At 73.6% G+C, this 12,975-nt stretch carries 12 protein-coding genes and 1 pseudogene; 6 read left to right on the top strand and 7 right to left on the bottom strand.

The features are described 5' to 3' along the window. Nucleotides 1-24: 24 nt before the first annotated feature. Nucleotides 25-492: pseudogene (locus ACGFYY_RS22030) on the bottom strand (DoxX family protein); the annotation flags it as partial. Between the two features lie 174 nt (nt 493-666). Here ACGFYY_RS22030 and ACGFYY_RS22035 point away from each other — a divergent pair. Both ACGFYY_RS22035 and ACGFYY_RS22040 read left to right on the top strand, forming a co-directional pair. Then, entirely contained in the window at nt 667-1,014 is a 348-nt protein-coding gene (locus tag ACGFYY_RS22035; protein WP_393711589.1) for a GntR family transcriptional regulator, read from the top strand. Nucleotides 1,015-1,094: 80 nt separating this feature from the next. Beyond that, nucleotides 1,095-2,009 carry a DUF1648 domain-containing protein gene (locus tag ACGFYY_RS22040; protein WP_393711785.1) on the top strand — a complete coding sequence of 305 codons (915 nt, stop codon included), beginning with the start codon at nt 1,095-1,097 and terminating at the stop codon, nt 2,007-2,009. A 10-nt stretch (nt 2,010-2,019) separates the two neighbouring features. On the opposite strand, the gene ACGFYY_RS22045 is transcribed toward ACGFYY_RS22040, so the two are convergent. The 4 genes from ACGFYY_RS22045 to ACGFYY_RS22060 all read right to left on the bottom strand — a co-directional run bounded on the left by ACGFYY_RS22045 (nt 2,020) and on the right by ACGFYY_RS22060 (nt 4,097). Beyond that, the gene (locus tag ACGFYY_RS22045) at nt 2,020-2,418 is read right to left on the bottom strand and encodes a contact-dependent growth inhibition system immunity protein (protein WP_393711591.1); all 399 of its coding nucleotides are present in this window, start codon (nt 2,416-2,418) and stop codon (nt 2,020-2,022) included. Nucleotides 2,419-2,588: 170 nt separating this feature from the next. Next, nucleotides 2,589-3,128 carry a hypothetical protein gene (locus tag ACGFYY_RS22050; RefSeq protein ID WP_393711593.1) on the bottom strand — a complete coding sequence of 180 codons (540 nt, stop codon included), beginning with the start codon at nt 3,126-3,128 and terminating at the stop codon, nt 2,589-2,591. A gap of 213 nt (nt 3,129-3,341) precedes the next feature. After that, complete coding sequence (locus ACGFYY_RS22055; protein ID WP_393711595.1) at nt 3,342-3,752, bottom strand: hypothetical protein; 411 nt, start codon at nt 3,750-3,752, stop codon at nt 3,342-3,344. 24 nt (nt 3,753-3,776) lie between these two features. Further along, the gene (locus ACGFYY_RS22060; protein WP_393711597.1) at nt 3,777-4,097 is read right to left on the bottom strand and encodes a hypothetical protein; all 321 of its coding nucleotides are present in this window, start codon (nt 4,095-4,097) and stop codon (nt 3,777-3,779) included. 388 nt (nt 4,098-4,485) lie between these two features. On the opposite strand from ACGFYY_RS22060, the gene ACGFYY_RS22065 reads away from it, so the two are divergent. Both ACGFYY_RS22065 and ACGFYY_RS22070 read left to right on the top strand, forming a co-directional pair. After that, entirely contained in the window at nt 4,486-4,677 is a 192-nt protein-coding gene (locus ACGFYY_RS22065; RefSeq protein ID WP_393711599.1) for a hypothetical protein, read from the top strand. Nucleotides 4,678-4,989: 312 nt separating this feature from the next. After that, complete coding sequence (locus ACGFYY_RS22070) at nt 4,990-6,468, top strand: acyltransferase family protein (protein WP_393711601.1); 1,479 nt, start codon at nt 4,990-4,992, stop codon at nt 6,466-6,468. Here ACGFYY_RS22070 and ACGFYY_RS22075 read toward each other — a convergent pair. Continuing rightward, nucleotides 6,450-8,636, bottom strand: coding sequence for a SpoIIE family protein phosphatase (locus ACGFYY_RS22075; protein ID WP_393711603.1), 2,187 nt, complete (start codon nt 8,634-8,636; stop codon nt 6,450-6,452). The genes ACGFYY_RS22070 and ACGFYY_RS22075 overlap by 19 nt on opposite strands. Before the next feature lie 143 nt (nt 8,637-8,779). Next, nucleotides 8,780-9,139 carry an MmcQ/YjbR family DNA-binding protein gene (locus ACGFYY_RS22080; protein WP_365277043.1) on the bottom strand — a complete coding sequence of 120 codons (360 nt, stop codon included), beginning with the start codon at nt 9,137-9,139 and terminating at the stop codon, nt 8,780-8,782. Between the two features lie 105 nt (nt 9,140-9,244). On the opposite strand from ACGFYY_RS22080, the gene ACGFYY_RS22085 reads away from it, so the two are divergent. Next, on the top strand, nt 9,245-11,377 hold the full coding sequence (locus ACGFYY_RS22085; RefSeq protein WP_393711605.1) for a DUF4139 domain-containing protein: 2,133 nt from the start codon (nt 9,245-9,247) through the stop codon (nt 11,375-11,377). A gap of 8 nt (nt 11,378-11,385) precedes the next feature. Further along, complete coding sequence (locus tag ACGFYY_RS22090) at nt 11,386-12,957, top strand: mucoidy inhibitor MuiA family protein (protein WP_393711607.1); 1,572 nt, start codon at nt 11,386-11,388, stop codon at nt 12,955-12,957. Nucleotides 12,958-12,975: the final 18 nt, after the last annotated feature.

The raw sequence follows: 12,975 nt of genomic DNA on the forward strand, positions 1-12,975 counted from the left end.
GGCGGGTACCCGGGGGTCCGAACCGCGCCGCCGGTGGAGCAGGGCGTCGAGGGACAGGGCCGGCGCGCCGGCCAGGATCAGCGGGGTCCAGGCCAGCAGGTAGATCACGTCCGCACCGAAGTAGTACGGGGTGGTCGACCAGCTCATGGTCAGCCACAGGCTGAGCGAGATCAGCGCACCGCCGAGGGCCGCGATCCGAGTGAGCAGGCCGGCCAGGGCGCCCAGCCCGACGGCCAACTCGCCGAGGGCGATCGCCATGCCGAAGGCGACCGGCCTGGTCAGGGAGATGTCGATCAGCGCGGGTATGCCCGCGGCGTCCCGTACCGCTTCCATCTGCAGGCCGATCGAGCCGTCGCCGGTGGCGGACAGGAACGCCGGATCGGTCAGCTTGTCCAGACCGGCGTAGACGAAGGTGACGCCCAGGAAGAGGCGCAGCGGCAGGAGTGCGTACTCGGAGGCTCTCGCGCGGAGGCCGGCGGAAGGCGTGTTCATGCCCCTCACACGAGGGGTCCCGCCATCCGGTTCGACCGTCAGGGCACCATTCTTCGCGGTCGATCCGGACGACGCCGGAGCCCTCGTACATCGGTGGGCACCACCGGGTGATCCGGACCGGCCCCGGATCACCCCCTACCGAATGAAGAGTTTGATGCTAGTGTCAATGGCACCATGTTGCTGAGGTTGAACATCGCGGACAACCGCCCCCTGCACGAGCAGGTGGCCGGAGCCATTCGGCGTGCGATCGCCGAGGGGGAATGCGGGCCGGGTGACCGGCTGCCCTCGGCGCGGGAGTTGTCACAGGTACTGGGCGTCAATGCCAACACCGTTCTACGGGGGCTGCGCGCGCTGCGTGACGAGGGGCTGCTGGAGTTCCGCCGCGGCCGCGGTGTGACCGTGGCCGGCGGGGCGGACGGGCGGTCGGCCCTGCTGGAGCGGGTGCGGGAACTGGTGGCCGACGGGGCCCGCCTGGGATACGGCAGGGCCGATCTCATAGAGATGATCAGGGAGGCGCGATGAGCGGGCGTAAGGGGCGTGGGGGCCGCGGGGACCGTGGGACCGGGGGCTTAGCGGGATCGGGGAACGGGGCCGTGTGGGGGATGGCCGCCTGGGCGGCCGGGATCCTCGCACTGCTCGTGGTGGTACCACTGGCCGCGCGCAGGGGGTTCGACGACCTGTTGGCGACGCACTGGAACGCCTTCGGGGAGCCCAACGGTTCGCTTCCGCTCTGGGCGGTCGTACTGGTGCCGGTCGCGGTCTGGATCGTGCTCGTCGCCGGTGCAGTGTTCCTGCGGGCGGCGCGCCGATGGCGGGGGGCCGTGCTGGTGTCGTGCGGGGTGCTCCTGGCCGGGGAGCAGGTCGCGATCGTGCGGGCGAACCTCGATCACGCCGACTGGCGGGACGCGGACTCGGTGACCTTGTGGGTCGTGGTGACGGTCGTGGCGGCGGGGGCGGCCGGGCTGGTGGGAATGCTGGTGAGCGGTCGACCCGCCTCCCCCGTCTCGCACGGGCAGGGCCCGAAGATGGACATTCCCGCGGGTGAGCGCCGCGTGTGGCTCGCCCGTACGGAGAACCCGTGGCTGTACGCGCTCGCGGCCGTCGCCGGGGTGGTCGCACTGGCCGCACTGCTCGTCGGGCTCGGCGACCTGGCGCGGCCGATGTGGCTGCTGATCGTGCCGTTCCTGTTCGTCTCGATGACGGTGTCGGCCTGTTCCTCGGTGCGGGTACGGGTCGCGGAGCGCGGCATGGACGTGGCGTTCGGGCCCCTGGGGTGGCCGGTACGGCGCTGGGACGCGGCGGACATCGAGTGGGCGCGGGCGGAGAACCGGACACCGGCGCAGGTCGGCGGCTGGGGCTACCGACTCAGCGGGTTGGGCACGACCGTGATGCTGCGGAGCGGGGAATGCCTGGTGATCCGGGCCCGGGGCAAGAACTTCGCGGTCAGCGTGGACGACGCCGAGCGGGGCGCCGCCCTGCTGAACTCGCTCGCCGGGACGCGCACCGAGCAGCCCTGAACCCGGCCGTTCAGCTCCACCATCCGGTCGGACCGGAGGCCTTGAGTTCGGCCCGGTCCTCTTCCGACAGGTCCGCGACGATCTCCGCCAACTCCTCCCGGAGGTCGGGGAAGAGCGCCCAGGTGTCCTCGGGCGTGGTCAGGGCGGCGAGCAGCAGGTCCCCGGGGTAGAAGTAGGCGTCCAGCATGGGGTCTTCGACGAGCAGGCGCACCGCGAGCGGCAACACGTGAGCCAGGCCCACGCCTTGGCCGATCAGCGTGCGCAGGTCGGCCGGGGTCAGGGCACCGAGGCGCTCGCGGCGCAGTGCGTGCACCTTCGTGACCAGGGCGGTGGTGGGTGAGGGCGGTGGAGGCCAGGCCGGTCCGTCGAGTTCGTCGAGAGTGCGGTCCAGGTGGAGCAGCCGGGTCATGGAGCGATTCTCACAGGCCGGGCGGACGAGGCGGGTCGACCGTAGCGGTCGACCGGTTCACGGGTACGCAGCGCGGGTACGCGGCGTCGTCGGCTTCGCCGTGGATGTCAGGTCCTGGCCGGGGGTCCACTCCGGTCCGGACCGGAGTGGGCCTGCGGTTCACCTGCGGATCAGTGGAACAGCATGGACGCGTCACCGCCCGGGGTGGTGACCGATCCCGGGCACAGGAAGCTGCCCGAGGCCTTGGCGGCGGTGAAGGCCCGGTTGACGTACTTGCCGCTCGTCGCGTCGCGGTCCCACACGATGCCGGTCGCCTTGTAGCGGCAGGAGATGAAGCTCTGCCGACCGGTGATGTCGATCAGATCGGTGCGCGCCGTACCGGCGGCCTCGTCGAAGGCGAAGGCGGGGTTGTTGTTGAGCGTGGCGGCGATTCCGCCGCCACAGGCCAGATTGCCGCCCGGCGCGTTGATCGTCGTGCGGTCGACCGTGAGGGCGTTCGGGGGAACGGCACTGGTGCTCGCGTTGGTCCAGCTACAGCTGTTGCCGGCGACCACCATCACGCCGTCGACCTTCTGGTCGACGGCCGAGGCGCCGGTGCTGTGCGCGAGGGCGGTGCCGGTGCCGGTGAATGCCGCCGCGACGACCAGCGTCGCGATTCCGGCGAGGCGTGAGATGCGGGGGGTGCGGATGCCGTGCGTGACGTGCCTCATGGTTCGCTCCTCCATGCCACGTACTGGTGGGGGTGGGCGAGGCGTGGGGCCTCACAGAGTGTGCGGAGTGCGTGCCGGGAGAGTCCCACAGCGGCCTCGAAGTGTCAGGAGTCTGTCAGGGCCATGCCAAGAAATGGCCGAAAATGCCGCGCCTCGGCCCTGCCGGTCCGCGCGCCGCAGCCCCACGACCCCCGCCGCAGGACGCCGGCGCGCTCACCGCCCGGGGTGCTCGATCAGGGCGGCGGCCCGCGCCCGCGGAGACTGCGCCCGGCCGCGCGCGAACGCGGTGGCGAAGGCCTCGTCACCCGGTCGCGCACGGAGGCGGGCCGTCGCCCGGTCCACGTCGTGCCGTTCCGCCGGGGGCGATGGAGTGCCGAGGGACTCCCGCAGTTCGGCGGCCGTACCGAGCGGTTCCGCCGCCAGGGCGGCCCGGTCTCCCGGGGCAGCGGCCACGGACGCGGCGCCCGCGAGCCCCTCGAAGGCCGGCGCGAGGGCACGCGGGTCACCCGATCGGCGGGCCGCCGCGAGCCCCTCCCGGTGCAGGCTCTCCGCGAGCGGAGCGTCGCCGCGCGATTCGGCCGCGTACCCCAGCTGCGCCAGGATCCGCGCCACCCCGATGTCCACCCCGAGCCTGCGGTTCCATTCGAGTCACGGCCTCAGCCGGCCCTCGGCCGCGTCCGGATCGCCCGCGCGCCGCGCCCCGAGCGCCAGGCCGATCTCCGCGAACTGCTCGGCCGGTCGGTGCGCCTGGTCGGCGGCCGGCCGCCGCGCCTGCTCATGCAGGTCCGCGGCCCGTACGGTGTCCCCCGTCAGCAGGGCGATGCGGCCCTGCCGTGCCCGCCGGAAGGAGACCTGGGTGAACAGCTCCAGTTCCCGCGCGCTCCGTACGCCCTCCTCGTGCAGCCGGGCGGTCCGCGGGTAGTCACCGCTGATCTCGGCGAGGATGCCCAGCTGTTCCGAAGCCTGCAACCGGCCCCACCGGTCGCCGAGTTCCGCGAACAGCCGCGCGGCGGCCTCGGCGTTGCGGCGCAGCTCATCGAGGTCACCGCGGTAGAGGGCCCGGGTGGCGAGGCCACCGAGCGCCGCCGCCTCGCCCCAGCGGTCGCCGAGGCTCCGGAACTCCGCCCGCAGCCCCGCGAGCGCGTCGTCCGCGGCACGTACGTCGGCGTCGACGTCGGCGCTGGGACCGCTATCGGGACCGGGACCGCTCCCGCGCCTGGCTCCGCTTCCGGTTCCGGATCCGTTTCCGGTTCCGATTCCGGCTCGGCTCGGCTCGTGGTCCGGCCGTCAGCTGCGGATCCTGGCGCAGGATCGCCTCGTACAGCGCGCCGCGGCCCGCGAGGTGACCCTGCGGGGGATGCCGGTCTCCAGCCACTTCGACCTGTTCCCCGAGTGGATCGGCAAGGCGGCCGGTCAGCCGGCCGACGGGACCCTGCGTACGGAGGAGACCGTCGTCGACGGCATCGAGCGGGCGCCCGAAGCCTTCCTCGGAGTACTGAGCGGGGCCGACACCGGCAAGATGCTCGTCCGCCTGGACGCCGCCCGATGAGCGCGGCCGCTCCTTGCCGACGAGGGCCACCAGGGGTCCCACTTGCCGTTCCGCTCCGCCTCCGGCTCATGGTGCCGTCCGAGGCCGACGAGCGTCCGTGGATGCCGGAGGACGGTCCGAGCGGTGGCGTGATCCCCGAAGTCCCGTTCGAGCGCCGCCCCTCGAAGCTACTGCCCGGTACGGCAGCCGGTGCCGATCGTCGGCGCACGCCATGAATCGCAGGTCAGCGCGCTGTGACCCACCGGACACGACCGGAACCCACGGACGGACCCGTGCGCGGCCGGGTCCTCCGCATGGGCTAATGTCCGGCGGATGACGACCAAGGGATTGCCTGCTCGGCGAAGAGCGTGGAGGGCCGGGCGGGAGGAACGCGCCGCCGGCCCCGGAAGCCGACTCGGCTGGCTGGACGCGCTCCGTGGGATCGCCGCGCTGGCGGTGGCGGCCCACCATTTCGAGATCATGAGGCTGATCCCCGGGGGCAGCACCATCGCGGCCCACTTCGACCTCGGCTTCTACGGGGTCATCGCGTTCTTCATCGTCAGCGGATACATCATCCCGGCCTCGCTGGAGCGCCGCGGTGACGTCCGGGCCTTCTGGATCGGCCGGGTCTTCCGGATCTATCCGGCGCTGATCGTGACCATGCTCCTCGCCCAGTTCATCCTGCCGCCCGACTACCAGGTCCTCACCTTCAACGGCTACGAGCACGACCTGCTCTGGCTGGCGGGCAACGGCCTGATGCTGTCGGACATGCTCGGCGTGGTGAACGCGCTCGGCATCTCGTGGACCCTCACGTACGAGATGCTCTTCTACTTCTTCGTGAGCAGCCTCTTCACCGTCGCCTGGCACCGGCGCACCACACCGATCTCGGTCGGAGCGGCGGGGCTCGCGCTCATTCTGGGCGTCGCGATACCGTCGTACAGCCTGGCTCACACCATCGCGGAGCTCCATCACCTCGTGGCCGCCGCCGTACTCGTCGTGGTCACGGGCGTGCTCTGCATGCTCAGCGGCAACGCGGCACTGGCCCGGATCGGCGGTCTGCTGCTGGGCGGGCTCGCCGTGCTGCTGGTGTTCACGAACGGTCGGACGCCCGCGTACGAGACCTTGACCATCCTCGCCACGATGTTCGCCGGCACGGTGATCTATCGGGCGCAGCACGGGCAGATCGAGCGCCTGGAGGCCTGGGTGTCCGTCGGTTTCGTGGTGGCGGCGGGCGCCTTGGTGGGGTGGATGTACAACCGGGGCGAGATGGCGCGCGCGACCGCGACCTTCACCTGGTCGGCGTGGACCGTCGCCTACCTGGCTGCGTGGGCGTCGTTCGGGCTCTTCTTCCTGCTGCGCAACCGGCGGCTGCCGCGCGTGCTGACCTGGCTGGGCGCGGTGAGCTTCTCGGTCTACCTGCTGCACTGGCCGGTGAAGAAGTTCCTGTTGTGGCAGCTCGGCTGGGACAGCACCCACTACTACACCAAGCTGGCCGCGATGCCGTTCGTCGAGCGGTGGTCGTGGGTGGCCGGGTACGTCGCGGTGCTGCTGGTGGTCTGCTGGGTGGTCTACCGGCTGGTGGAGATGCCGTTCCAGAATCTGGGCCGCAAGCTGACCAAGTCGATGAACCGTCGGTGGCCGCCGCAGTCCCTGGAGCAGCCCGTTCCGGTCTCGGCGGTCGCGGCGGTCGCAGGGGTCGCCGTGGTGCCGACGGATGCCTCCGCGGTGGCTGAACCGGTTCTGGCGGGCGCGAGCTCGGGCCCGGCCTCGGGCTCCGCTTCGGGCTCGGGTGGTCAGGGGAACGTGGTCTGACCGAGCTGCGCCGAGCGTTCCGGGCCCTCGGTGCGCAGCAGCAGGAGGGCGATGTCGTCGGGGCGGGGGCCGTCGCGGTGGGCGTGCCGGATGAGCTCGTCCGCCAGGTCACCGAGGGGATCGTGCTCGGGGGCGTCGCCGATGAGGCGCGCGACCGCGCCGATGGCGTCCTCGATGTCCCGGCCGGGGGCTTCGACGAGACCGTCGGTGTAGAGGGCGAGGAGCGTTCCGGGGCTGAACGGGATCTCGACGGCCCTGTACGAGGCTCCGGGCTCGATGCCCAGGAGGAGTCCGGTCGGCGGGTTCAGCATCTCGGTCGCCCCGCCGGGGTGGCGCAACAGTGGCGGCGGGTGGCCCGCGGAGGCCAGGCGGACGGTGTGGCCGGCGAGGTCGATGTGGGCGTACAGGCAGCTGGTGAACAGTCCGGGTTCCAGGTCGGTGACGAGCCGGTTGGTACGGGCGAGGACCTCTTCCGGGGGTGCCCCCGCGCCCGCGTGGACGGCGGTGCGGACCTGGCCCATGAGGGCGGCGGCGTTCACGTTGTGACCTTGGACGTCGCCGATGGCGGCCGCGACGGTGGTGTCGTCGATGCGGATGAGGTCGTAGAAGTCGCCACCGATCTCGAGGCCGTACGCGGCGGGCAGGTAGCGGGCGGCCACGTCGAGGCGGGGGACGCGGGGCAGGGTGTGGGGCAGGAGGCCCGTCTGCAGGCTGCGGGCGAGCTGGTGGGTGGCGTCGTAGAGGCGGGCGCGGTCCAGGGCCTGCGCGATGAGCCCGGCGATCGAGGTCAGGACGGCGCGCTCGCCCGGGGCGAAGACGCGGGGGTGTCCGTAGGCCAGGACGAGGGAGCCGATGGGGCGGTTCGAGGCGATCAGGGGGAGGAACGCCCAGGCGGCCATGCCGTCCTCGATCACCGCGTCGGGGTGGGCGGCCAGCAGCTCGCCCGCGTCGGCGAAGAACAAGGGGTTCGCGGTGTGCAGGATGTGGGTGATGGCGGTGTCGGCGGAAACGGGGGTGCCGTCGAGCTCCGCGAGGTGTTCGGCGGAGTATCCGCGGTGGCCGACGATCCGCACCCGCCCGTCCTGCTCGGCCAGGAGCGCCAGCGCGTGGGCTCCCAGCGAGGGAACGATCTGGTCCGCGGCCTTCTCCACCACGTCCTGCGCGTGGGCGGCCTCGGTGAGGGTGGCGGCGAGCAGCATGAGCGGGTACAGCGCGGTGGCGCGGCTGGGCGCGGGCTGCTCGGGGCCGGCGGGCGGGCCGGGGGCCGGTTCGGAGGGCTGGTCGCTCACCGTGGTGATGCGGACGCTGATGCCGGTGTTGTCCGGGTAGAGGTCGAAGCACAGCCGCTGTCCGGTGGGGCGTTCCGCGATGAAGCTGCGGGGCAGCCTGCTCATGGCGGTGGCCCGGTAGTGGTTCTCGATGGCGGGCGTGTCCATCCAGGGAAGGGCCTCCCAGGGCAGGGCTCCGAGCAGGCCGGACACGGGTGCGCCGAGCAGGTCGGCCGCCTCCGGGGTGATGAAGGTGATGGTGCCGTTCAGGTCGAGTGCGCAGTTGCCCCCGGGCAGGCGCCGGACGAAGGCCATGGTGGCCGCGGCCTCGGCAGGGCCCGGGGTGGGTGCCGGGAGCGGCCGTAGGACGACCGGGTGCGGTGTCGGCCGCATTGGTAGGCCGTCGGCGGCGGCTCGCAGCAGGATGCGCGTCAGGAGGCCGCGGGCCGATTCCAGGGCCTTGCGTTCCCGCTCGTCGAGGTCGGGCCCGTGCGAGCCCGGCCACAGGAACACCAGGCCGGCCCCGGTGGGCTCGGATGCCCGGTCGGTGGCTTCCGGCGCGAGGGGGACGGCGGCGAGCGCGAAGTCGTACGGCAGGACGAGCCCGAGGCGTGGATAGCGGCGGGCGGTGTCCTCCTGGCCGCCGAGCCAGACGAGCCGGCCCTCACGGACCGCGTCGGCCACCGGGATGGGGTCGTCCAGGCCGACCCGCGACCAGGGGGCGGCGAACTCGCGGGAGAGCCCGGAGGTCAGGGTCAGGTGCAGTACGCGCCGGGTGGGGTCGGGGTCGGGCAGGTAGAGCATGCCGATGGACGCTCCGGCGTCCGCACAGGCCCCGACCAGTGCCTCTCTCAGCGCACGCCGGTCGGCCTTCGGATCACGCCCCGGAACGGTTCGCACCTGACCATGGTCTCTCCATATCCCGCCTCCCGTCGGTACGCGCCCTCCCGGCGAGCCCCTGGGAGCCGATACCCGCCTTCCCGGTGAGCCCGTGGGGGCGCGTACGGGTGCGTGCGCGCCTGGGGCGGCCCTCGCTCAGCGCTTCAGGACCGGTCCTCGGGCGCGAGGTCGGGGTGGTCCTTGAGCAGACCGGGCGGCGCGGCCTGGCGCCAGGAGTCGACGACGATGGCCCGGAGCTCGTCGGTGTCGTCGAGGGCCGCGAGGCGCGCCCTCACCCAGGCGAAGGACGCCTCGTGGTCGGCGACCCAGAACTTCTCGGGCTCGGCGCGGACCAGCTCGTCGCGTTCCTCCTTCGGGCAGCGGACGGCCAGCGACGTCTCGTCGTCGGGCAGGGTCAGGAACATCTTCCCGGCGACCCGGAAGGTGGGCATGGCCCAGGCTTCCTTCTCGGTCGTCTGCGGGAGCGCCAGGGCGATTTCACGGACTTCGTCGGACGTGCACACGCCCTGACCCTACGACAGGCCACCGACATCGGGACTCCGCACGGACGCGCGCTCCGCGCGGGCGTAGGCTTCGATCGGCACGGACGCGGCACGGGGGGCGGGTACATGACGGCGGAGCCGGCACAGCGGTGGAGTTCGACCCTTGATTCGGTCGTGGTGTACGCGCAGGGCGCGCTCTGCCGCCGGCTGGTCCGGGGCAACGTTCCGGCGGACGGGCGGGTGCGCGTGACGGGACTGCCCCGTTCGCTGGACCCGGGCTCGTTGCGGGCGAGCGTGCTGGGCGCGCCCGGGGTCCGGGTGACCGAGGCGCGGGTGGAGGTCGAGGCGGAGCCGCGCGGTGCCGGCGCGCCCGACACCCTGCGGCGCGAGGTCGAGCGCCTGCAGGACGAGTACGCGGCGGCGCAGGGCCGCCGGGACCGGCAACGGGTACGGATCGACGAGGTCAGGGCCCTGCGGCCGGTGCCTCCGGCCCCCGACCCGGAGGCCCCGCACCGTCGCACGCCGGTGGACGCGTGGTTGGCGCTCGCAGACTTCACCGAAAGCCGGCTGACGGGACTGCACGCCCACCTCGTGGAGCTGGAGGACGCGCTGCGCCGTGTCGAGCACGAGCTCGGCGTCGCCGCGGACCGGCTCGCACGTGCCTCCGGCGACGCTCCGCCCGCGCATGTGGAGACCACGGTCTCCGCGCTCCTGACCCTGGACGTCACGGGGGACGCGGAGGGGGACGGGGAAGGCCGCGGGGAGGTCGAGCTGGAGTTGGAGTACGGGGTTCCGGGCGCTGTCTGGGTTCCGACCTACCGGCTCACGCACCGTCAGGGCGAGGGCGACGGCCGTCTGGTGCTGCGCGCCTCGGTCGCCCAGCGCACCGGCGAGGACTGGACCGGGGTGCGCGTCGCGCTGGCCACCGCCGACCTGCGGCGCCGCACCGACCTGCCGAAGCTCCGTTCGGTCCGGATCGGGCGCCGGCAGCCCGCCCCGGCGCCGTCCGGCTGGCGCGAGCCCCCGGCGGGTCTCGCCGACCTGTTCGCCGGGTACGCGGCGGCCGGCTCCCGCCGACCGACCCCGACCGTCGTACCTCCGGCCTTCAGGGTCGGCTCCGCGCCCGGTCCCGTACCGCCGCCCCCACCCCCGCCGCCACCCGCCCCGGCCGCCGCCGGCGCGCCCGCACCGCAGGGTTACGGCGCGCCCCCGGCGCCCGGCAGCGTGTACGGCGCCGCCCCGGACGGCATCGGCGGCGCGCTGCCCGCGCTCGCGCAGCCGGCCCGCCCGCGGGCGGCCGGCAGGCCGCGGGGCGGCGGCACGGGCTTCGGCGGGGCCCCCGCTCCCGCGGCTCCCGCGGCCCCCGGCCGGGCCGCTCCCCCGGCGCCGCCGTCGGCCCCGGCGCCGGAACCGGTGGCCGGTCCGCCGCAGCCGAGCGGCGCCGAGCTCGACTACGCCGCCCTCGTCCTGTGCGGCCCCGACGAGCACGGCGGTCGTAGGGGCCGGCTGTTCGCCGACTCCCCCGCCGACCCGGTGGCGGTCGAACACCGCCGCCGCGCCGAGGCGGTGGGCGGGCTGCCGTTGCCCGGGTACGCCGTACGGCCCCGCGAGTCGGCGGGTTCCTTCGACCACCGCTTCGACGCCGCCGCCCGCGCCGACATTCCGTCGGACGGCACCTGGCACACCGTCACCGTCGGGGAGATCCCGGTGGGTCTGCGCACCGAGTACGTGTGTGTGCCGTCCGTGGAGCAGACCGTGTACGCGACGCTGGTGCTCTCCAACGCCACCGACCAGGCGTTGCTGGCCGGCCCGGTGGAGGTCACGGTCGACGAGGACTTCCTGCTGACCGCCGCCCTGCCCACGCTCGCCCCCGGCGGAGTGCGCCGGGTGGGGCTCGGGCCCGCCGAAGGGGTCCGGGTCACGCGTCGGACGAACCTGCGCGAGTCGACCTCGGGCCTGCGCAACAACACCACCGTGCTCGACCATCAGGTCCACGTGGAACTGGCCAATCGGCTCGCCGAGCCGGTCACCGTCGAGGTCCACGAGCGGGTGCCGGTCACCTCCGATCCCGACGTGCGGATCGAGGAACGCGCCGACTGGACGACGCCCGAGGACGGCGCCGGTCCGGAACACCACGCCCCGGGCACCCGCGTCTGGCGGGTGGACCTGCCCGCCGGGGGGACCACCGCCCTCGCCGGCGGCTACGAGATCCGCATCCCGGCCGGCAAGGCCGTGGTCGGCGGCAACCGCAGGAGCTGACAGACACCATGTCCACGCCCACGGCCCAGAAGCCGATCGCCCTTCCCGTCACCGCCGTCACCTGTCAGGAGGACCGCGCCCACGTCGAGCGCACCGCCGTACTGGACCTGACGGCCGGGGTCCAGCGGCTGCGACTCGGTCCGGTCAGCGCGCTGGCCGTCGACCGTACCCTGCACGCCGAGCTGGTCGCCGATCATCGGGCCACCGTGCTCGACGTACGCATCGTCCGTAGCTGGGAACCGCGCGGACCCCTGCCGTCCGCCGACGAGGACTCCGCCCTGCGCCGGCGCGTGCGCGACCTCGAGGAGGAACAGCTCGCCCTGGGGCAGCGGCGCGACCGGTTGCACGCCCGGCTCGACCTGCTCGGCCGCCTCGCCGCCGACCTGTTGCGGGAGATCGGCGAGGGTGTCGGCTCCGGGGAGTCCGACGGGCCCCGCTGGGCCCGCGAGTTGGACCGCGTGGACGGCGAGCGGGACACGTACGGTGAGGAGTTGCGGACCGTGGACGCCCGGTCGGCCGCCGTCGCGGTCGAACTCGGTGAGACCCGGCAGGCCATGGACCGCTCCGAGACCGAACCCGCCGAGCTGGTCGGTCATATCGAGCTGACCGTGGACAGCGCGGCCGCCGGCCCGGTCCGGCTGCGCCTGAGCCACCTCACCCCGTGCGCGCTGTGGCGGCCCGCCTACCGGGCCGTCCTGGACGGGGAGTCGCTGACGCTGGAGACGGACGCGATGGTCTGGCAGCGCACCGGCGAGGACTGGTCCGACGTACGACTGACCCTGTCGACGGCCCGGTCGGCGCTGGCCACCGAGCCGCCACGGCTGGGTGAGGACCGTCTGACGCTGGGTGATCGGACGGCGGCGGAACGGCGCACGGTCGACGTCGAACTGCGCGAGGAGGAGATCGGGGACCTCGGGCCGGCGGCGCAGGTGCTCGGCCTGCCCGGGGTGGACGACGGGGGCGAGGCGCGGGTGCTGCACGCTCCCGTCCCGGTCTCCGTTCGTGGGGACGGTCGCGCCCACCGGGTGCCGCTCTCCACCTTCAGCACGCCCGCGCGCAGCGAGTACGCCTGCTCCCCCGAGCTGTCCCCGCTGGTCACCCGGGTGGTGTCGTTCGAGAATCGGTCCGGTCACGCGCTGCTGGCGGGTCCCGTGGATCTCGTCCGGGGCAGCGGGTTCGGCGGCCGCGGCACGGTGGACTTCACCGCTCCGGGGGCCCCGGTCGAGCTCGCCTTCGGCAGTTGCGACGACCACCGGGTGGTCCGGTACGCCGAGGAGTCCCGTGACTCGGCCGGATTCACCCAGCGGACGGTGATCACCCGCACGGTCCGGCTGCACCTGTCCCGCTTCTCCTCCCCCGGGGACCAGGGCGAACGGGTGATCGTCGTCCGGGAGCGGATCCCGGTCTCGGAGGTGTCGGCGGTGGAGGTGCGGCTGCGCAAGGAGGCCTGCTCGCCGGCGCCCGACGCGGTCGATTCCGAGGGCATCGCCCGCTGGGACGTGGCGCTCGCGCCGGGCGGCCGGCGGACGGTCACCCTGGTCTACGAATTGTCGGCGAGCGCCAAGGTCACCGGCCTCTGAGACGGGCATCGTCCGGGG

The organism is Streptomyces sp. NPDC048331 (genome assembly GCF_043201215.1).
Classification (GTDB): domain Bacteria; phylum Actinomycetota; class Actinomycetes; order Streptomycetales; family Streptomycetaceae; genus Streptomyces.